This is a genomic window from Candidatus Acidianus copahuensis (assembly GCF_000632495.1).
GTDB lineage: Archaea > Thermoproteota > Thermoprotei_A > Sulfolobales > Sulfolobaceae > Acidianus > Acidianus copahuensis.
Map to the genome: position 1 here is coordinate 24,976 of NZ_JFZT01000016.1, position 19,705 is coordinate 44,680.

The 19,705-nt window shown below is 37.5% G+C and carries 24 protein-coding genes; 10 read left to right on the top strand and 14 right to left on the bottom strand.

Annotated elements, in window-relative coordinates:
- The 5 genes from soxB (CM19_RS01530) to CM19_RS01550 form a co-directional block, all read right to left on the bottom strand.
- A complete protein-coding gene (gene soxB, locus CM19_RS01530) occupies positions 1-1,524 on the bottom strand; it encodes a proton pump complex quinol oxidase subunit SoxB (protein WP_048098685.1) in 1,524 nt (507 codons plus the stop codon).
- A 946-nt stretch (positions 1,525-2,470) separates the two neighbouring features.
- Entirely contained in the window at positions 2,471-3,325 is an 855-nt protein-coding gene (locus CM19_RS01535; protein ID WP_048098686.1) for a 3-methyl-2-oxobutanoate dehydrogenase subunit beta, read from the bottom strand.
- The gene (locus CM19_RS01540; protein ID WP_048098687.1) at positions 3,322-4,476 is read right to left on the bottom strand and encodes a transketolase C-terminal domain-containing protein; all 1,155 of its coding nucleotides are present in this window, start codon (positions 4,474-4,476) and stop codon (positions 3,322-3,324) included. Before CM19_RS01540 ends, CM19_RS01535 begins: the two co-directional genes overlap by 4 nt.
- On the bottom strand, positions 4,477-4,743 hold the full coding sequence (locus CM19_RS01545) for a 4Fe-4S binding protein (protein WP_048098688.1): 267 nt from the start codon (positions 4,741-4,743) through the stop codon (positions 4,477-4,479). It lies immediately after the preceding gene.
- A complete protein-coding gene (locus CM19_RS01550) occupies positions 4,736-5,278 on the bottom strand; it encodes a 2-oxoacid:acceptor oxidoreductase family protein (protein ID WP_048098689.1) in 543 nt (180 codons plus the stop codon). Before CM19_RS01550 ends, CM19_RS01545 begins: the two co-directional genes overlap by 8 nt.
- Positions 5,279-5,604: 326 nt before the next feature.
- Here CM19_RS01550 and CM19_RS13035 point away from each other — a divergent pair, with 326 nt between their 5' ends.
- The 3 genes from CM19_RS13035 (at position 5,605) to CM19_RS01560 (ending at position 6,712) form a co-directional block, all read left to right on the top strand.
- A complete protein-coding gene (locus tag CM19_RS13035; RefSeq protein WP_160164856.1) occupies positions 5,605-5,778 on the top strand; it encodes a hypothetical protein in 174 nt (57 codons plus the stop codon).
- Between the two features lie 282 nt (positions 5,779-6,060).
- A complete protein-coding gene (locus CM19_RS01555; RefSeq protein ID WP_048098690.1) occupies positions 6,061-6,342 on the top strand; it encodes a hypothetical protein in 282 nt (93 codons plus the stop codon).
- Positions 6,305-6,712, top strand: coding sequence for a type II toxin-antitoxin system VapC family toxin (locus tag CM19_RS01560; RefSeq protein WP_235185593.1), 408 nt, complete (start codon positions 6,305-6,307; stop codon positions 6,710-6,712). Before CM19_RS01555 ends, CM19_RS01560 begins: the two co-directional genes overlap by 38 nt.
- A gap of 538 nt (positions 6,713-7,250) precedes the next feature.
- On the opposite strand, the gene CM19_RS01565 is transcribed toward CM19_RS01560, so the two are convergent.
- Positions 7,251-7,580 (bottom strand): DUF2173 family protein, encoded by a 330-nt coding sequence (locus CM19_RS01565; protein ID WP_371810382.1) that lies wholly within the window; start codon positions 7,578-7,580, stop codon positions 7,251-7,253.
- Positions 7,581-7,871: 291 nt separating this feature from the next.
- Here CM19_RS01565 and CM19_RS01570 point away from each other — a divergent pair, with 291 nt between their 5' ends.
- The gene (locus CM19_RS01570) at positions 7,872-8,075 is read left to right on the top strand and encodes a hypothetical protein (RefSeq protein ID WP_048098693.1); all 204 of its coding nucleotides are present in this window, start codon (positions 7,872-7,874) and stop codon (positions 8,073-8,075) included.
- Positions 8,076-8,143: 68 nt separating this feature from the next.
- Here the strand turns inward: CM19_RS01570 and gltA are convergent, their stop codons facing one another.
- Positions 8,144-9,274 carry a citrate synthase gene (gltA, locus tag CM19_RS01575; protein WP_048098694.1) on the bottom strand — a complete coding sequence of 377 codons (1,131 nt, stop codon included), beginning with the start codon at positions 9,272-9,274 and terminating at the stop codon, positions 8,144-8,146.
- A 2-nt stretch (positions 9,275-9,276) separates the two neighbouring features.
- The gene (locus CM19_RS01580) at positions 9,277-9,702 is read right to left on the bottom strand and encodes a CBS domain-containing protein (RefSeq protein WP_048098695.1); all 426 of its coding nucleotides are present in this window, start codon (positions 9,700-9,702) and stop codon (positions 9,277-9,279) included.
- 102 nt (positions 9,703-9,804) lie between these two features.
- Between CM19_RS01580 and CM19_RS01585 the strand changes: the two genes are divergently transcribed.
- Entirely contained in the window at positions 9,805-10,719 is a 915-nt protein-coding gene (locus CM19_RS01585) for a lactate/malate dehydrogenase family protein (protein ID WP_048098696.1), read from the top strand.
- On the opposite strand, the gene CM19_RS01590 is transcribed toward CM19_RS01585, so the two are convergent.
- On the bottom strand, positions 10,711-11,244 hold the full coding sequence (locus CM19_RS01590) for a hypothetical protein (RefSeq protein WP_048098697.1): 534 nt from the start codon (positions 11,242-11,244) through the stop codon (positions 10,711-10,713). The genes CM19_RS01585 and CM19_RS01590 overlap by 9 nt on opposite strands.
- Before the next feature lie 113 nt (positions 11,245-11,357).
- Between CM19_RS01590 and CM19_RS01595 the strand changes: the two genes are divergently transcribed.
- Positions 11,358-11,894, top strand: coding sequence for a hypothetical protein (locus CM19_RS01595; protein WP_048098698.1), 537 nt, complete (start codon positions 11,358-11,360; stop codon positions 11,892-11,894).
- A 306-nt stretch (positions 11,895-12,200) separates the two neighbouring features.
- Here the strand turns inward: CM19_RS01595 and CM19_RS01600 are convergent, their stop codons facing one another.
- The 3 genes from CM19_RS01600 to CM19_RS01610 form a co-directional block, all read right to left on the bottom strand.
- The gene (locus CM19_RS01600) at positions 12,201-12,608 is read right to left on the bottom strand and encodes a hypothetical protein (protein WP_048098699.1); all 408 of its coding nucleotides are present in this window, start codon (positions 12,606-12,608) and stop codon (positions 12,201-12,203) included.
- Positions 12,609-12,704: 96 nt separating this feature from the next.
- Positions 12,705-13,130 carry a hypothetical protein gene (locus CM19_RS01605; protein ID WP_048098700.1) on the bottom strand — a complete coding sequence of 142 codons (426 nt, stop codon included), beginning with the start codon at positions 13,128-13,130 and terminating at the stop codon, positions 12,705-12,707.
- A 61-nt stretch (positions 13,131-13,191) separates the two neighbouring features.
- A complete protein-coding gene (locus CM19_RS01610) occupies positions 13,192-13,386 on the bottom strand; it encodes a hypothetical protein (RefSeq protein WP_048098701.1) in 195 nt (64 codons plus the stop codon).
- Positions 13,387-13,659: 273 nt separating this feature from the next.
- Between CM19_RS01610 and CM19_RS01615 the strand changes: the two genes are divergently transcribed.
- Together CM19_RS01615 and CM19_RS01620 are read left to right on the top strand one after the other, a co-directional pair.
- Positions 13,660-15,057 (top strand): FAD-binding oxidoreductase, encoded by a 1,398-nt coding sequence (locus CM19_RS01615; protein WP_048098702.1) that lies wholly within the window; start codon positions 13,660-13,662, stop codon positions 15,055-15,057.
- Complete coding sequence (locus tag CM19_RS01620; RefSeq protein ID WP_235185594.1) at positions 15,058-16,077, top strand: (Fe-S)-binding protein; 1,020 nt, start codon at positions 15,058-15,060, stop codon at positions 16,075-16,077. It abuts the gene before it with no gap.
- A 29-nt stretch (positions 16,078-16,106) separates the two neighbouring features.
- Here CM19_RS01620 and CM19_RS13185 read toward each other — a convergent pair whose 3' ends face one another.
- Positions 16,107-16,256 carry a hypothetical protein gene (locus tag CM19_RS13185; protein ID WP_200869379.1) on the bottom strand — a complete coding sequence of 50 codons (150 nt, stop codon included), beginning with the start codon at positions 16,254-16,256 and terminating at the stop codon, positions 16,107-16,109.
- Positions 16,257-17,240 (bottom strand): Rieske 2Fe-2S domain-containing protein, encoded by a 984-nt coding sequence (locus CM19_RS01625; RefSeq protein WP_052349411.1) that lies wholly within the window; start codon positions 17,238-17,240, stop codon positions 16,257-16,259.
- 305 nt (positions 17,241-17,545) lie between these two features.
- On the opposite strand from CM19_RS01625, the gene soxA reads away from it, so the two are divergent.
- The gene (gene soxA, locus CM19_RS01630) at positions 17,546-18,058 is read left to right on the top strand and encodes a proton pump complex quinol oxidase subunit SoxA (RefSeq protein WP_048098705.1); all 513 of its coding nucleotides are present in this window, start codon (positions 17,546-17,548) and stop codon (positions 18,056-18,058) included.
- Between the two features lie 24 nt (positions 18,059-18,082).
- Positions 18,083-19,702 carry a proton pump complex quinol oxidase subunit SoxB gene (soxB, locus tag CM19_RS01635; RefSeq protein WP_235185596.1) on the top strand — a complete coding sequence of 540 codons (1,620 nt, stop codon included), beginning with the start codon at positions 18,083-18,085 and terminating at the stop codon, positions 19,700-19,702.
- Positions 19,703-19,705: the final 3 nt, after the last annotated feature.

Here is a 19,705-nt window from a genome sequence, read left to right on the forward strand (position 1 = left end):
TTATTTTGCCTTCTCTACGTTTGCAGTCTTGGATCCCATGATTCCAGGAGCTGAGGTTGAAAAAGAAGAAGGCAAACCTCCCTGTGTTACTGACCAAAACAGTGAAGTCTTTAATGGAAGTAAAGTAGACAGTATCGGAATGGCGAATATGAGGAAAGATGATGCCATAGCCACTGCAATATATGTCATGGAGTCCATAAATGGGAGAAACTTGACTGGATATGCCATCCATCTTCTTATAAAACCAATATATCCAGCGTAGCTCATGTCATAACCTAAAGCTAGAGCAGAGGAAGTCCACATAACTAGTCCTCCAATTAAGAGACCTCTAGCTAATTCAGAGAAATCTAGTCCTGCCATCTTGGATCTTAGCATGTCAAGCAAAATTGCCGTAAACCCTACGAGAATTATAGTCCATATCATCAAGTGGAAGTGACCTACGACGTAGTAAGTGTTGTGGACTATAACGTTCAACGGGTTTATTGGCAATATTAGCGCTTGTAAACCAGCTAATATGAACCCAATTAGAGCAATTACTGCAGCAAGCCCAACTGGATCCTTCCATTTATATCCCTTTCCAGTCATGATCGTTAATCCAAGGTTTAGTACAGTTAATCCAGATCCAGCTGCAAGTATTAGCGTCGTAGGAGTTATGAAAGCTCTTATATAGACAGGCAAAGGCCAAGTCTGAAGGTGATGAATCCACGCAATCGTACCGAAAGTGAAGAGTAAGGCGATGTTCCATCTAGCCCATCTTTCGCTAAACAGCGATCTGCCAGAAAACTTCGGTATAAGGTAATATAAACCGCCGAATACAGGAAACGGAACATAGTAAACAACTGGATGCCCATAAAACCAGAATAGGACTACCCAAGTCAATGGATTTACTGGTACCCTAGCCCAGAAGTAAAGTGAATACCACAAAGAACATGCCATAAGAGCTGTTATTGTTAACGGCATAAACATCCCTGAAAACGCCATGGTATAAGAAGCGAATATAGGTATTTTCTCGTTCTTAGGTCTACTCTTGTATGCATCTGCAAACATCGTATAACCGGCTATCATTACTCCAAGACATATCAAAGCTATCATGAAGTAAGCTACGCCGATCATTGCTCCTTTATATACTAACCAACTACCTTGTTGTAGGGCTAATGGAGGATACATATACCATCCCGTCAATGGGCCTCCAGCTTGTTCAACTATTAATGGAAGGTTTATCATCCAAAACGCTAACGTGACCAGCTTCTTATGAAATATATTCATCTTACCTACATGGAGCGAATATGCGAATATTGCTAACGCTAGATCAGGTACTATAACAAATATTCCAGCTTGTCCGTGAAAGGTTACTAAAAAATAGTAAAGAGATCCTGGATCATAATTAGGTCCAGGAGTTATATGGGGAGTTAGCAATATTGTTCTAAACCAGAGAGCAGCTAATCCCATTGCTAATAACCAGGACAATGCTCCTGCTGTAAAAAGAAAAGCAATTCCTAATTCGGATTTAGGATATATTTTCATTTCGCTTCTATTAAAAAAATTAGTAGTAACTTGAAATACTTTTCTTTTTTTAAGTTTTCTTTATTCACGTTAAGCATTGTTAAAGTAAATAGAGTTAGTCTTTTTAAAATAGTAAAAAAGATAGTTAATAGAACCTAGTTTAAAGATAATTAAAGGATAAAAATCAAGATAAAATATAATAGCTTATTTTTTATGTTAGACCAAAAATTTTTAACTTATATCTAAAGGACATCTGACCTCCTCCCCACCTTAAAAGGCGAGGCTTTCGGTTGTAATTCTTAACATAATATACCAAGATTTTCCTATCAGATTTTATAACTGGATTTCCCACTCTTCTTCCTCAGTTAGTGGTTTGGGCTTTATCGACATTTATTACCCTATATCCCTTGAGATTCACCACGTTCCGAACAAAGATCGTCACGATCCATTAGCGAGATAACCCTTCTCATATCCTTGAAAGTCATTCATCTCTCAAGGATCTATTAATTTCGTCTTGAACTCTAGTTTTGGACGCTTTTACACAAACTATTTATCTCCTTTTCGTTGACTCTTCTTTGCTTTTACCAATCTTCTAATCCTTTTTCGTAAGATTAAGTAGAAGTCTATAAATTCCTTTACAACTGAAAGCCTCGCTCTTTAGGGCGGGGAGGAGGTTAGTTTTGTCATTTATTCGGAATGCGCAAACCTAACAATCTCTCTTTCTGGTAAGCGGGAGATAACGTTTTGTCCTTAACCAGTGCTTATTTAATTACGAAGACTTCCTTTATCAATCTCTTGAGTTCCTCTCACTGAACAACTCTACTCGCATTTGCTACCCAATAATACTTGATTCCTAAAAAATTTTAAAAAAAAAAACGTAATATGTATAGAATTTTCACGGTCTAAGTGAAACTGTTAACTACAGTCTAACCTCGAGATTTTTAAAAGAAAAACTCATGGTATTTAATTAGTCGATCTTCTGTATCTCTTCCCAGAACTCATCAACTTCGTTTTGTAATTTCTTTACTTCTTCTGAGGTCATTTTAGAGAATCTGCCCTGAAGTTTTAAGTATTCTAAAACAGGTTTTCTCTTAGACTTATCTATCAACGTCTTACTTAGACTTGTAAGCCTGAATTTTCCTTTCTCTATCTCATATAAAGGCCAGATGCCCGTCTCAACTGCAAGCTTGGCTATCCTTATCGTTAAACTTGAATCAAATCTCCAACCAGGTGGACATGGAGAAAGCAAATGAATATAACGAAATCCTTGAATTTCCTTTGCCTTCTTAACCTTAGCTTGATAGTCAAATATGTAAGCTATTGAGGCAGTGGCAACATATGGTACCCCGTGTTCCGCAACTATTTGTGGTATTGGTTTCTTCCTTTCCCTTTTACCTTCTGGAGTTGTAGTAGTCCATGCACCATACGGAGTTAAGCCTGATCTTTGAACTCCAGTGTTCATGTAAGCCTCGTTATCGTAACATAAGTACATAATATCTTCGTTTCTCTCTGCTGCCCCACTTAAGGAAGCCAAACCTATATCTCCAGTCCCACCATCTCCTGCCCACACAACAACTGTCGCATCTTCCTTTTTAGAATTCAGGGCAGCTTTTATTCCTGAGGCTATAGCTGGTGCTGCAGCAAACGCGCTATGTACTACAGGAACGCTTGAGGGCATACCATTGGTATCTCCCATTATAACGCTAGTGCAAGATGCTGGCACTACTAAAACAGTTTTTTGTCCGGTAACTTCTAACAAAGCGTCAATTTCTCTAGGTATAGGACATCCTGGACATGCTGCGTTTCCTCTCATTAGCATCATAATAACCACCTCTCATCCTCTAGCTGGTTCAAGGCAAGATCATCTAATACCTTTTCCATGTGAAGTGGTCTGACATCTTTTCCTCCCAAACCTGCTATTACGCTATGTATTGGAACGTCTAAACCATAAGAGGCTGATTTTACTTCGTTAGCTAATACTCCTCCAGAACCATAAGATACTGATCTATCAAATACAACTACACCTCTACTTTTTCCTACAATCTGCTTAACTTCGTCTTTGGGGAAAGGTCTAAACGTCCTAACTTTCAAAAGGCCAGCCCTTATTCCTTTTTCTCTCTCCTTCTGTACAGCAACCCTCGCATCACCGGACCAAGCGCCCATAGATACAATAATGTATTCTGCATCATCACACATATAGCAGTCTATAAGCCCGTATTTTCTACCAGTTATATCCTCATAATCTCTTTCAACTTCTGTAATTACTTCTCTAGATCTTTCCATTGAACGCTGAGCTTCGTAACGATAATAAATGTAATCCTCTGGAGATGCTACCTGTCCTATTCCTAGTGGGTCTGAAAAGTCTATCAAATTAAAATCTCTAGGGGGTATAAAGGCGTCTACTACATTGTCGGGTAGTAGCTCTACCTTTTCTAAGGTATGGGTTAAGATAAATCCATCAAAGCCCATCATAACTGGAAGTAAAACTCTCTTATCCTCTGAGATCTTGAAGGCTTGAATAGTTAAATCGTAAGCTTCTTGGACGTTTTCGGCCATTAGCTGTATCCATATAGCGTCTCTTTTACTTACAAAATCATGATGATCATCTAAAATAGACCAAGGAGATGCTATAGCCCTAGTTGCTACAGCAGCTACTATTGGTACTCTCTGACCTCCTGCCCAATAAATCATCTCAGTCATGTATAGAAGTCCTTGAGAGGCAGTTGCAGTGAATACTCTAGATCCGGCTAACGCTGCTCCGTAAACCGCAGCTAAAGCTGAATGCTCACTTTCGACCCTTATCATCTTGGCCTTTAGTTCTCCGCTCTCCACGTACTCGGAAAGCTTTTCTAACATTGTTGTCTGAGGAGTTATAGGATATACTGCTAGAACTTGAGGTTTTGCTTGCTTTACAGCGTAAGCAACTGCGTGATTACCGACTAGGCCTTTTATAACTTTTGACTCAACTTGCATTTACTTCACCTCTCTTACCATCTCTATTGCTTTAGTTGGACAAACATCAGCACATACACCACAACCCTTACAGAAGTCATAATCAATTTTAGGATAAAGATCCTGTTGTAGGTCAATGGAATTTTCGACACAGTAAAAGTAACACAGCCTACACTTAGTACATGCATCGTAATGAATTACAGGTTTTGTAATCCTCCAACTTCCTGTAAAGCCAGAAGATCCTATCTTTGGCCTAGCTATTGGTATACCTTCTTGAACATTAACCAACTAAACTCACCTCTTTATATCCCATTTCTACCGCCTCCGCGTTGATCTCTCCTAGCTTTCCCGGGAACTCCTCTTTTACAGCGTCTTCTATTGCGTTCACGTCAACTATCCTAGAAACCTTTACCATGGCTCCAAGCATTGCTGTGTTTACAACGCTCCAACCACCTATTGTTAATCCGATAGACATAGCTATCGCTGTGGCGTCAAGAAAGTATGTATTTTTCCAATAGCTCTTTGGCGAATTGGAATTAATAACAAGTATACCGTCGTTCTTTATCCCTTCAAGAGGTCTAAGTATTTCCATTAAAGATGGATCAAATACTGCGACCATATCCGGATTGTAAACCCTCCTATGTAAAGGGATTGGGGAGTCTGAGACTCTAACTTCACTGCTTACTGGTGCCCCTCTTCTCTCTCCGCCAAAAAAAGGGACAGATTGAGCAAAAAGTCCTTCGATAATTGCTCCTTTAGCGAGAAGTTCTCCAGCAGTTACTACTCCTTGTCCTCCTCTTCCTTTAAGTGAAATCTCCAGCATTAAGACTTTCTTCTATCTGAAAATTATTAGACTATTATAGATATACGGAACGATATATAAATTAACCCGGTTAATAATTAAGACTTCTTCCCAAGGTATGATTTTTCCTTTTTAGGAGAGAAGTTCATCTCTGTCTAGAATAATGCGTTAGGATCCATTCAGAGTGGGATTAACGTAAAGTTTTTAGGCCTTAAGTTCTAGCCCGTGGCAACCTGTTATATCTTCCTTAGACTTGATGTGGGAAGGTTAGTTGGTTTCACTACCTTCTAGCCTCATTCCCAGTGTGATGTGCTGTTTGTCCCTATAGGGTACTCCTAGATTGTTTAGTGTGTTTCGAAGTATCCTCTAGGGGCAAATGGGCTTTAATAAACAATAGGGTAGCCTCAGGGATACTCCTAATATTAGCCTCGTTCATATCATTACCAGTATTCTTTGGGGCCTTTAGAATAGGATTTGTATTAATGCTAATAGGAGAAATAATAGCTCTAACTAAAACTTAAATTAATAGAAAGAGATTTTTAATTTGTATTATTAATTACAGTTTGATGATATAATCTATATGTTATTGTATAGCCTAGTGCTCAAGGATTATTTATTCTACACAGCAGAAAAGGAAAAAATCATGAAATGTATAGAAATGCCCTGATTTATGTGAAACTGCTTCCGTCTGTATATGTTCAATTATGCTCGATTAACTGTTTAAGGTACTAAACCCTAGGATTCACAACACTTTCAGAATATGGTAGAAAAGTATAATAAGTAGAAAAGTATACTTTATTTATATGAAGACTACTGTAAAAATTGATGAATATTCAAAACAAAAGTTGGAGAAACTGAGGTCTAAACTTTTGCTAGAAAGAGATATAAAGCTCTCACTTGAGGAACTTCAGACGTTGATGATAGATTTTGTAAGCATCAATGAGGAGAGTTTTGTTGAATTTATAAAAGGAGGGAAAAACAGAAATTATGATACGTTCCTTTCTTTAATATCCAATTGGGGAATTGACACCTCAAAGGAAGATATAGATGAGGTTGTTTACAACGAGGGATATGGCAATCCTTGACACAAGTTTTCTAATAGCCTTCCTCAATTCAAGGGATTCAAGACATGAAGAAGCATTAAAACTGTTTAATGAAATAAAGGAAAAGAAGCTTGTGATAACAGATTATATTTTAGACGAATTCCTTACCTATATTAGAAAAGTTGTCCCTTGGCTCGCAGTAGATCTAGGGGGAAAAGTCATGGAGATTTTTGACATATTAAAGATAAATGAAGATGATATAAAAAATGGCTGGGATATATTCAAGAAGTATGATAAATTAAGCTTTACTGATAGCGTTACTGTTAGCGTAATGAAAAGATTAAAAATTAAGAGAATAATAACATTTGATTCCCAATTGGAAATTGCTTCAAAAAGCGAAATAAAAGGATAAATAAACACAATGTGTCTGTAAATAATGATAAAAATCCTTAAACCGTTTTCATTTACCACAAATAAGTAATTAACCATGATTAAATGACAACAGATCAAGCCTCGCTCTTTAGAGCTGGTTCGAGTTTTTAAACTCTGAGATAGAACAATATTTCATAATGTCCTCTGATGAAGGGGTACTAACCAGGACTGTAATCCTTAAGGTTAGCCCAGAGGAGGACATCAACTTCTCTAAATGGAAGTCTCTATTTGCTATAGTACACTAAAATATTTTCAGTAAAGTCTAGAATGCAGTTGTGTTAATCTCAACCAAAAGGAACCATGTCTATGAAAAATTAATGCGGGCTTTAAAGTAACTTCTTTACAATCTCAAAAGTCTAAAAAGTAGTAATTAAGAGAGAAGCCACAGGTAAAAGAAAAGGTTAGAGCATTTCATCTCAAAGTAAGTCTAACAATGATGCAATAATAAGCTGATAAATATTTGGAGTAAACTTAAGTCTTAATTTATTATATAAAAAATTTTTAAAAATAAATTTATCTTACTCTGATAGCGCCTTAAACACTTCGTCAAAACTAGCTTCTCCTAACTTCACAAAAACTCCGTAATTTCCCATAACGCACACAGCGTAATCCCCTGCTGCCACTGCCCATCCATGAAATGGTGTCCACTTCATTCCGGATATTTTGGAAAATGCCTCTGCCTGAACTGTTCCCATTAGAGTATTAGCTGCGACCATTTTTGCTACCATATCAGCCATTTCCTTAGACATTTGCCCTTTATATTCGACTAGAGTTCCGTCATTCTTGTACTCTCCAGCTACTATCACTCCCTTTACTTTCATTAGTTTTTCCAACTTTTGTGAAGACATTTTATATCTATTATATATACAGATAATCATATATATAAGATTTATGAGTAAACAATGTTTATTTCATATATTTAATGATAAAATATATTTCAATCAGCAAAGCTTCTAGTAAGAACTTTTATACTAACTTTAACACTCTTTACCATAGAATATATAGAAAAATTTTTAAATAGATTTCTTTTTATTAAAAATTATGTAAAATAGACTTTGTAACACGTCATGGAATTTGTATGATGTAATATTGGTTATCAAGATTTTTACCTTAAAAGAGTTAAGAGGGAATATAGTATTATGGACCTATTAGTTCCAGTACCAAACTTAAGCAAAATACTTTTCGTTAATTATGATGGAAATCCAGTATATGACTTCACTTCTAATGTAATGGGAAAGCAGGTTAAATTAAGTCTTAAAGGTATAGTCCCAAAGAAAGGAAAGCATGTAGTTGAAGTAGTCACTAGTAAAGGTGAATATTTAAAGTTAGAAGCACAAATCTAAATTCATTTTTTTAAAAAAGAAAGAATTAAAGGGAAAAAAAGAAAGAAAGAAAAAAATTACCTCTTAACCTACTGCCTAACGTCTAATGGAATGTAGTCTCTCTTTTCTGGACCTATATATAAAGCCCTAGGTCTAATTAACCTATGCTGTTCTTCAACGTATTCAATGATATGAGCTAACCATCCAAGAGTCCTAGCTAAGGCAAATAAAGGAGTGAACATGTAATCTGGAAATCCTAGAGAAGAGAACACTATTCCCGAATAAAAGTCAACGTTTGGATAGATGCCTCTTTTGGAAAACTCCTTTAAACCCAACTCCTCAAGCTTAATCGCTATATCAAGGTATTTTCTATTCTCTCCATTTGCGAGCTTCATTGCGTAATTTTTAAATATTTTGGATCTTGGGTCATAAGTCTTGTAAACTCTGTGTCCAAACCCCATTAATCTTTTCTTTCCAGCAATTACTTTTTCGTTAAACCATTTCTCTACATTATCCGGTTCTTCAATCTCTTTAAACTGTTGATAAGCGGCCTCTGCTGCACCTCCGTGGAGAGGTCCTTTAAGGGCAGCTAAGGCTGCGACAATACACGAATACATATCCGAAAGAGTTGATGAGGCTACAAGGGCAGCAGTTGTTGAAGCTGGAACTTCGTGATCAGTATAAAGAATTAGCGCAGCGTTCATTGCAGCGATCTCCTTCTCTGATGGTCTTCTAGAGAAAGTTGCTTCAAGAAAGCTCTCTACATAACTATCCGAAGGATCGGGTATTCTTGGCTTCAATCCCTCCTTTATTCTGTACACGTTTGCCGTTACTGTTGCAGCTTTTGCGATTATCTCTATAGCCCTTTCTTTGTTTTTAGCTTTATCCCATGGTACACCATAAAAGCACGAAAGTCCTCCAAAAGCTGTTTCCATCATCGATATTGCCTCAGCATTATGGGGTAAATCCTCCATTATCCTAATCACACTACTCGGTACGGAATAACTTTGGTTTAACCTATTTTTAACCTCAGCTAACTTTTCCTTAGTTGGTAAATCGCCGTACAGCATCAAGTGAATTACTTCCTCAAAACTACAGTGATTTACCAGGTCATTAATGTCGTACCCTTCATACCTTAGAACCCCTTCTTCACCATCAACGTATGTTAAAGACGTAGCCTTTATGAAAACGTTTTCCAAACCTTTACTTATCTCGCTCATAGTTAATCACTTCCTGTCCATTCTTCCTCAGTAGTCTGAGAAAGCGCATTAAGGACTTGCTTTTCCCTTATAATATCTCTAATCGATATAATTCCAATGAAATTACCATCGTTTCCTAGGACTATTAAGTGCCTTATGTTATACTTCCCCATTTTCTCAGCAGCTATAAAGACAGAATCATCCTCATTTACTGTAATTAAATTACCCAATGTCCCTATTTTCTCCACAGTTTCAGATGTTGAAATCCCCTTACTAATTGCTTTAATTACATCTCTTTCAGTAACAATCCCCTTAAGTTTACCATCTTCCATAATTGCTAATGACCCTACGTTATTAGACGACATTATATCTACAGCCTGTTTAATAGTAGCACCTTTGTCTATCGTTAAAGGATTTTTAGTTATTAGGAACCTTACTTTACTAACCATAAGATCATATTAAATTCTCTTAATTATAAAAGTTGCGTATATAACATATACTTTCTAGAGAAAATTTAAATACGAACTTTACTTATATGATCATGTGAAAACATGAAAACTATAGCTTTTATAGGATTAGGAAAGATAGGCCAAACAATTACTTACGCCTCATTAATAGACGGGATATTTGATCAGGCCATCCTTTACGATATTATTCCCGAGCTTCCTGAGAAGTTTGAGCACGAGCTAAGGCACGCGTTTGCGACTAAGGGAGTAAATACCGATCTGATTTCCTCAAACAGGCTTGATGATGTAACCGGGGCTGACATAGTTGTAATAACTGCAGGTAAGCCAAGAAAAGCAGGAATGAGCAGAAGAGATTTGTTCGCTGATAACGCTAAAATAATGTACGATTTAGCTAAGAAACTACCTCCCAAGAATCCAGGTGCGATTTACTTAATGGTAACTAACCCTGTTGACATGATGGCGTCTATTTTCTCGAAATTTTCTAAAGAGTACGTCATAAGCGCAGGAGATCAAGTTGAGACCATGAGAATGAGGTCTTACCTAGCAAAGAAATATAAGATCCCAGTGACGGAAGTAAATGGATTTGTTGGTGGAGAACACGGTGAGGATGCCGTTGTTCTCTGGAGTACTGTCTCGATTAAGGGTAATCCAGTTGAGGAAAGTGTACATCAAGAGGTTGAAAACTATGTTAAGCAAATACCTGGGGAAATAATCAGAGTTATGGGAGGAACTACTTGGGGTCCTGGAACAATTATAGCCGATATAGTTAGATCTATAGCTCTAAACGAGAACAGAGTTATGAGCATAGCTATCCCTAGAGAATTTGAGGGAGAAGTAATTCACGTTAGTATTCCAGTAGTTGTGGGGAGAACTATAGGGCCTTCAATAGAGCAACTTCTTGACGAAAAGGATAGATGGTACTTAATGGCGGCAATGAAGGACTTTCACTCCACGTATAGAGAATTAATCAAAACTTCCATGATAGATCAACTAAGTTAAAGGCAATGGCAATACTGAGACAGCAAGAATCATAAGAATAACGGTTACGCAGAGTAAAACCGCGCCGATAATAGAGAGAAAATTTAACCTTTTTTGTATCATCTCTATTTCTACTTCTGTTGATGGATCTAGGGATCTAAATAACTTAAATATCCTTTCTAAATAATGAGCAATAAAAAATCCAATAAAGAAACCTATTAGGCCTAATATACCACCAACAAGAATAGATAACCCCCAAGTAGTCCCAAAGATTATCCCATAGACTTCTTTCATGCCTCCTAATCTATAGTAGCCTAAGAGGTAATGCAGGAACTCCCCAGCTCCAAACACTACGGTAACCATTCCTGTTGCCTCAACAAAGCTCAATATAGGAGGAAAAAATATTCTAGCCATCTCGCCAACTGTTCCCTCGGATAACTTACCTATTCTTGGAACAACGGCTATCCCAAAAACCATAACTGAACCGAAGTAAATTAAGGCAAAGAATCCATGGATTTCGTTTAAAATAATTGATATAGGAACCATAGTTTATTCTCTGAGATAAGGTTAAAAATTTTTCATAATTTGAATTTTTCAAAAAAATATAAAAATTGAGGTTTACTGGTTAAGTTAATAAGGTTAAGAATAAACTTATATTCATGAGGAAGTTTAGACTAAACCCTAGACCTTATGCAATGCTTAGAACTTCTTCCCTTTTCCTAACAATATTCTCTGTGCTTTACGCCCTATCCTTTGAAGGGATTAAGTATTCATTTAATTCTCCGCTTTTAATGTTAGCGTTAATATTCCTCTTCCTTTTTGGATATCTAACTACAAAGGCTTTAGATGGACTAGGTCACGCCTTTAGATTAACGGTTAAGCTGTTTTACTTACTAATTGCAGGTTGCGTTTCGCTAGCAACTTCTGCACTTCTCCCTTTTAAGAGCGTCGTGTTATTCCTTTACATAGGGGGAATAATAATGATGTTAGCCTACCTACTTTCCTTCTCATCTTCCATCTTAAATCTTGGTAACCAGTTTAATTTCTCAATGTTAAAGATTTCCTCAGCTATAATTTTCTTTTCTCTGCTAGTTTACGCTATAATAGGGGCTATTCCTTTCTCCTTTATGATTTTTGTTTCAGGTATTATCATATACTTTTCCTTATCTAGATTGACAACATCTTCATCTCGCTGAAGCGTATCTGACTGAGAGTGAAGTTAAGAAGTAGCGCTGATGCTTCTCATAATGAGCAAAAGATCGCTAAAAGTTCTGTATACGCTCTAACTATCCGTCAATGTCTCTGGGTTCCACTTCTTAACAAAAATTAATTACTACAGTTAGAAAGTAATTATGCGCTTTCATACTGATGATATAAAGGTTATCAAGGACCTTCCTGTATGGAGTCACTTTTTTCCATAAACGTTATTCTCTCTGCGTTACTACCTTAAAACTTTGCGTCAATCCGTCATTCAAGTTGATCCTTAATGTCAACTCATAAATTTAGATGGACCAAGCAATACACCCTGAGGTGCAAATTATTGCAAAGATGAAGGATATCGCCATAGTATAGGAATAATCGTAGTTATAAGTTGCATAGAACATAAGACCGTTAGCAGCTGCTATACCTATGAAAATTACGTTTATTAGTCCAAGGTAAAATAGATCCTTTCTATCACTTAAGTATGTCACAACAAATAGGAGAACTCCTCCTAACCCACTTAGTACAGCGAAGCTCAAGTGTGCTGAGAGTAGAGCTGCCATCCAAGAAGCTGTTATTGGAAACTGATCGTTTAATAATGCCGTAATTCCTGCAACAAAAGCTCCCATAAGTATGATTTCCTCTATTGCTGCCGAAATAAGAACTGGAGTATTTCTATTTACTTTTCCCAAAATCCCCTTACTTTCCATCGTCTATCAGGTAATGTTTGCAAAAAGTCACTTATAAAGATATCATCTAAAATATCTCTAATTAAAAAAATTTTATATAATTATTTTCATTTTAAGTTAATGTCGCACAGCGTAGAAGAGTATTAGCGAAGTAAAAACTATTGTAAATACAAAGCCTGTCCCCATTCCTATAGCATATATAGGTTCCACAAATCCTCCGAAGTAGAATAAACCTGAGAACGCAGCACCTAACACTGAAAATATGTCTAGAACTGATAGGACTCTTAAAGGAAGATTTTGAGCTCTAGTCGTAGAACCGTAAAGGGCAATCGCAAATATTACGTCAAACGCTGCAGTATATATGTGAGCAGTTAGAGGAATACCTGATAGAGGAAGTCTATATACTGCTATTCCCATTCCAGCGAAATAAGTAATAATAAGGGAAGCAAGTTCAGCTGCTGCTAGGGCTGGAGTATATTGATTTCTTGAGAAAATGTCCGCCATGACGTTATATATACCTAATAAACTCTTGTTCGAGCTCACATATGAAAAATCATAATTTCAGTATAAAAAGCTTGTTACTATAATCAAATATATTATTAAATTATGCAAAAACTTTTTTAAATATGATTAGAAATGCGCCAGAAGCCAACAAAATATAGACAACTGCTGCAACAATAGTAGCGTTTTCTACACCTATTATAGAAGAAACGGAGTAGTTCATCGGCAAGGACAGTACTATGAAAAATACAACAACTGCTACTAAAACTGAGAGTATTGCCTTTTTACTTAATTCCATATTCCCACAACAACTTTCTTATAATATGCATTAATAAATATTGATAACTTATTTCTCCTTCGAAGACTAAGGTCTTAGCGAAAAGTCCTAAAAGTGATTACTTGTCTTTGAACATGAAGATATATAAGAAATGAAAGGTATTCTGTAAAAACTTAACAGCACTCTTGATGCACAATCCTGTTTAATCAATAGCCTTGTTTTTCTCCTAAAATTTAAATATAGTCTATTTTCTTTGTATTGTCCACTTTTAAACTAAGAGTCAAAATTAACGACGTGAGCTTAGAGAGAGAAGTCACAAGAATAGTTGGAGAGGAGTGGGTTATTACTGGTCAGGAACGTGAACTATTCTCATACCCCGCATTTCTTCCCTTAAAGGTTACTCCTCCCCTTGTTGTTTTACCCGGAAGTGAGGAGGAAGTTATAGAGATCGTCAAACTCTTTAAAAGTAAAAGGACAAAGTACCTGATAAGGGGGGCTGGAACTAGCTTAAGCGGTTCCACAACTCCCACGCAAGGAGAAGTCGTCATATCATTAAATAGGCTAAACAAGGTATTCTATACTCAAGGGTTAGAGATTACTGTGGGACCTGGAATAGCTAACTTACACATAGGAAAGTTTATTGATAGTGACGTCTTTTACGCCCCTGATCCGTCGAGTTACGTCGTATCCTCTATAGGAGGAAACATAAGCCATGATTCTGGTGGAATGCATACCCCAAAATATGGAACTACCTTCAATAGCGTGGTATCATTAAGAGTTCTTTTACCTGACGGATCCGTTGAAGATTTAAATGGACGTAACTTGGATCCTCTTCCTCTATTCGTTGGATCAGAGGGAACTCTAGGGATAATCTTGAGGGCAACTCTAAGGTTGTTCCCTAAACCTGGAATTAGCAGAACATTGCTAGCTGCCTTTGACAACGTAGAAGATGCGGGTAAAGCTGTTGTGGAAATTTATAAGGTAGGAGTAACTCCAGCTTCCCTCGAATTTATGGATAAACCTTCGATAATAGCAGTAGAAAACACTCAATACAAGGCTAATTATCCTGAAGCTGAGGCAATTCTCCTTATAGAGCTCGACGGTAACTCCATCCAAGTAGAGGAGGAGATGAGGAGAAGTAAGTTGGCAATATCCAAGTGTAATGGAAGATTTTATGAACCTACCTCTGAAGAGGAAAAGACAAGATGGTGGATAGGGAGAAAGGGAGCCTTCCCTTCCTTTGCTTATTATTCCCCTTCTTACCTTACTTTAGACGCAAATGTTCCAAGATCTTCTTTACCTAAAATCTTAGAGTTTACTTATGCCATAGGTAGAAAATACAGCTTACCAGTGGCTAACTGCTTCCACGCTGGAGATGGAACTCTTCATCCTTTAATTGGATTTAATTCCGAAGATAGAGAAAATACGATTAATGCAATTAAAGCTGCTGAGGAGATAACTTACTACGCATTAACGTTGGGTGGAGTGCCAAGTGGAGAACATGGGATAGGGATAGAAAAGCTGAAATTCATGCCTGTTTACTACTCTTCTGAAGACATAGAGGTAATGAGAAGAATAAAGGAAAGCTTTGATCCAGAATTTATTTTAAATCCTTGCAAGCTTATTCCCCCCAAGGAGAAGGAGTGTATAGCCGTTGGGGAGATCCATAAACACTTAATGGAGGTGGATTGATTGGAGGTCGAAAAGCTTATATCAATGTGTACTCATTGCGGTTTTTGCCTAGAGACTTGTCCCACTTTTTCCGTTACTAGAAACGAAGTCCATTCACCGAGAGGAAGAATTGAGGCTATCAGATCAAAAATTGAAAGTTATGGATTACAGACTTGTATGTTCTGTAGACTTTGTGAGACAGCTTGTCCTGCTGGTGTAAAGTATGGACAAATTGTGCTTCCATTTAGGAAAAGGAACGTAAAACAATCCCTTTTCTTGAGATCTCTAGAAAGCCCAAGGGCAACATATTTACTCTTAAAAGGTTCGCAAAAAATTAGCTTGAAGGAAGCACAAAGATTCAAGGAGTTTACAAAAGGATTGAAAGTAGAAAGACAGATAGAAGGAGAAGATGACGAGCCTGAGATCGTACTTTTTCCAGGCTGTCTTGAAGGTGTCCTTTTTAGGGAAACTGTAGAGAAAGCGCTGAATTTTCTAAGGAAAAGGTATAAAGTAAAGATAATAAATGGATGTTGTGGTTTAGCTCACTTTAGTGCAGGAAATATCGAAAAAGCTAAGGAATTAGCCTCAAGGCTAGGAACAATCAAAAAGCCAATAGTTACTTTGCAGTCAAACTGTGCAGCTCATATGAAGGAATACAAGGAATTATTCGGTCTAGAGGTTGAGGTATTTGACTTTGCAGAGTTCCTAATAAGGAAGGGAGTAGATCTCCCAAGGAAAGAGGGAAAAGTTACTATTCACTATCCATGTAATGCCTACAGAAAAGGTCTTACTAAATATGTTGTTGAGGTCATAAAAAAGATGGGAATTAACGTAAGGGAAATGGAGGATCCTCAGTTTGAGTGCGGTTCTGGTGGAGACTATTGGATAACTCATCCAGAAATGTCAGATAAGGTGAGGGAAATAAAGAAAACCAAAATTGAAAAGTCCGGAGTAAATACCGTAATATCTACAAATAGCGTGTGCTCTCTTTCCATACTCAGATCTGGTTTTAAGCCATTACATGTTGCAGATCTTCTTTAATGATCCTTCTAATCGAAAAACCTTACACTCTAACTAATGATGGGGTTGAGGGATCTTACCAACTCTGGTAAAATTAAGGAAGTTGACGAATCCCATAGTATCGTATAAGTTATAAACGCTGCTAGTGCCGCTGTTGCCCCAAATATAAGGGCTAATATCGCAATTCCAAGCCTTGTCATTTACCCACTACCTCCTGCGAATGTATTTCCGTCACTAGTTAAAGGTGTATAACAGTTCTGAGGTTTTTGTCCCTTGCTTAGAATAAGCTTTGGACATCCAGTTGATTCATCGTAAGTGTCAAGATACGCAGCCCCCTCTAAATCAGAGGTATGATCCATAATTGGCGGAGCATGAACGTTCATCGAAACTGCGTATAGATAATCAGTCGTTGAATCCCAATATAGTTGTACGTAAGGTAAGGGCCTTACTGTTGGACCTGTTACTACTGCAGCTCCCTTCCATGGATCGTATGTTGAACCGTGGCAATCGCAATGAATTATACTCTTTGCTCCCGCGCTAACTCCCGCTTGATATGCACTAGGCGGTATGAAGTCCGGAGTTGGCATGTTAGGCTTGAAGTACTGGGGAGGGTAGAAGTGGATTTCCGGTGGTTCACATCCTAAGTGCTGACATATTGCGCTATAAGCAACAATAGAATCATAAGGCCCTACTCCTCCAGGGAAAAGATACGTCTTTCCTGTCTGGGGTATTAGTACTGATGTTGGAGGTATCTTAACTGGCTTATTGTTTTCATCTCCCATATTTATCAGAAAGGTAATGTCTCCTAACATCGGATATTGAAATAGCATAATGGTCGGATCGTTTACCTGAACTGCTGAAGCCTCAATCGGATTCCCATCGGCGTCGGTTATAATCATCCAAGGAAACTTTTTCAACGTTACTACGCTAGGATTAAGTGAGTTTACTAATGGAACCGCGCTTGCTACTGCAGCAACTCCTAGAACTACTAAAACGCCCTTTAGAAAGGCCCTTCTATTGGGATCGAGAGGCCCAGCATTCTCGTCTGCATAATTAAAAAGGTAATCCTTTCCCTCTTTCATAAACTTCTTCTCGTCGAATCTAGTTCTAGGGTTTCTCATCTTCCACAATAAGCGCTTTGCGAAGATAAAGTCCGATCTCTTAATGATAATCTTGTCCTTCATGACCATCTAGATGATATTTTAATAGCGCTATTATAAAACTTTTCCACTACAATAATCGATACTTATCTAATGAAAGTTTCTTTTTAACTATAAATTTATTTTAAATTAAAACCGATCTTTTTCTAATGTTTGACACAACAAGAAAAAGTTAATTATAATTATACTCTAAATGACTAACTTACTTAATTAAATTTGTTAGCTTAGGAAACAGAATCTAGTTTAAATATTGTTGAAATTTGCGAAAACATGATAGTCTTTAAAAATAAAAATTTAAAAGCTAATAACCTCAAATTATAATGAGCAAAATGCCGTTAAAGGAAACTTTAAAAGAACATGCAGAAGTCGCGTGGTTTATAGTAATGCTAATTTTAGTTGGAGTATTCGTAGGTTGGAATATAGTGGGAGTTAGCGCTGGGTCTAGTACTAGCTATAGATATGGCTTGCCTCTATTCAGTGGGATGCCTAAGTTTGCGCAGAACGCTGTATTGCAGTATGAGAAGGATCCAAATGGAACGATTGAAGATATTAATGGCGTACTAATCGTAAATATGACCGTAACTCAACCAGATGGATATAAACCAGACTTAATAGTTGCCCAACCTGGGCAACCCGTTGCAATAATTGTTAATTCTCCCCAGATAATAACTGGGTTCTTCTTAAGGCTACCTAATGGGGTAGTACAAATTAACTCTCCTCCAGGATACACGACTTATGCCTTCTTTTATGCTCCTAAGACACCAGGTAACTATACTTGGAGGGAACCTGAATATGCTGGATATAACTTCTCATATTGGACTGGAACTCTAGAGGTGAAGTAAATGAACTGGAAGAATTATGTAAATATGATAATAAAACAAGTTTTCAACTTTAAGGATTTAGCTTCAAAAGTAGTTAATCCCAAGGATACAATAGGTGAAGCGTGGCTGTACTTTTTAGGTGCAGTAAGCTGGTTAATAATTCTAGGAACTGCGGCAATGAATTTGAGGACGTTTTTAACGTATGACGCAAACTCACCCGCAGTAGGCCCTGTGTATTACTCAGCCTTAACAATACATGGATGGGCTGCTATGCTTGGTTTAGTTCCAGACGCTGCTATAGCTATAATAATATTCTCTATGTATAAGTCTAAGCTATCTATTGTCCACAAAAAGCTCATTACGGCTCTGTTCTGGGCCTCAAACTTAGGTTTAGCTGTTGCCCTACTCGGAGATCCCCATACTGCATGGTACATGTATCCTCCCTTAGCTATCGAAGATACTTCAACATTTCAGGCCTTCTTCTTTTACCACGGCTCACTAATGGCTTTGGCTTATGGTTGTTTAGCTATAAACTCTGCTGGAGGTTCAATAGCTGCTCTTACTTTAGTAATAGACGCTTACCTAACTAAAAAGAAGGATGAAAAGATTAACATTTTTGCAGCTTATGGCGTTGCTTTTGCCCTTGTAATTGCCTTCACTCTTCCCGCATTAACTGCAGCTGAACTATGGTATGTATTAGCTGTCCTCTTTCCGAGTATGGTTACTGTAAATCCACTATTGTGGACAATACTTTTCTGGTTCTATGGACATCCTGTTGTTTACTACGTTCCATTCCCTCTGTTTGGAGCGCTTTACTATTACATTCCAATATACGCTAGAAGATCTCTGTATAGCGAAAAGTGGGCTAGGTGGAACATATACCTGTTGGCCATTGGTTCTATGCTAATATGGGTACACCACTTGCAAACATTTCCGTTGCCAGTAGATCTGAGGGCCTGGATAACGCTCTCCACACTATTGTTAGCGTCTGGATCAGGACTAACTGTCCTAAATCTAGGTCTAACAGTATTAACTGGCCAGGGTTATAACTGGAAAGACCCGCTAGGTCTAACCTTTTTAGTTGCTTTAATAGGTTTTATAATAGGAGGAGTTCAGGCTCTTCCCTTACCGATTAATCTGATAAATGGAGTGGTACACAATACTTACTACGTTGTTGGGCACTTCCATCTGGTTATATGGACTTTGATACTAGTAGGCTTTACAGGAGTTTTCGTAGATCTACTTAAGGAAACTAACCCAAGCCTAAACTTCAGCGCTAAGGCAAAGAAGATAATGCTGGCAGGCATTATATGGTGGACAGTACCATTTGTTACAGTGGGTTACTTAATGAGCGTGGCTGGTTACTTAGGTCTTCTAAGAAGGGTAATTGCATATCCTCCAATGTTTATGCCTTACATGGACGCTATGAGCCTTTTAGCTGAGATCGGGATACCGGGCTTAGTTATGACTATATCAGCTGCTATAGCTGAATACGTAAGAACAGGAAGATCTGTAGGAGTTTCCGTGTCATCTCCTTCTGTCTCCCCTCCCGCTCTGTTTGCTTCACGTGATGGCATTAACCTTATTAAGAATATAAAGGAAAATATTAAAGATAAAAATATAAAGGAAAATTTAGTAAATAATAAGATCAATTCATCTGGGTGAGAA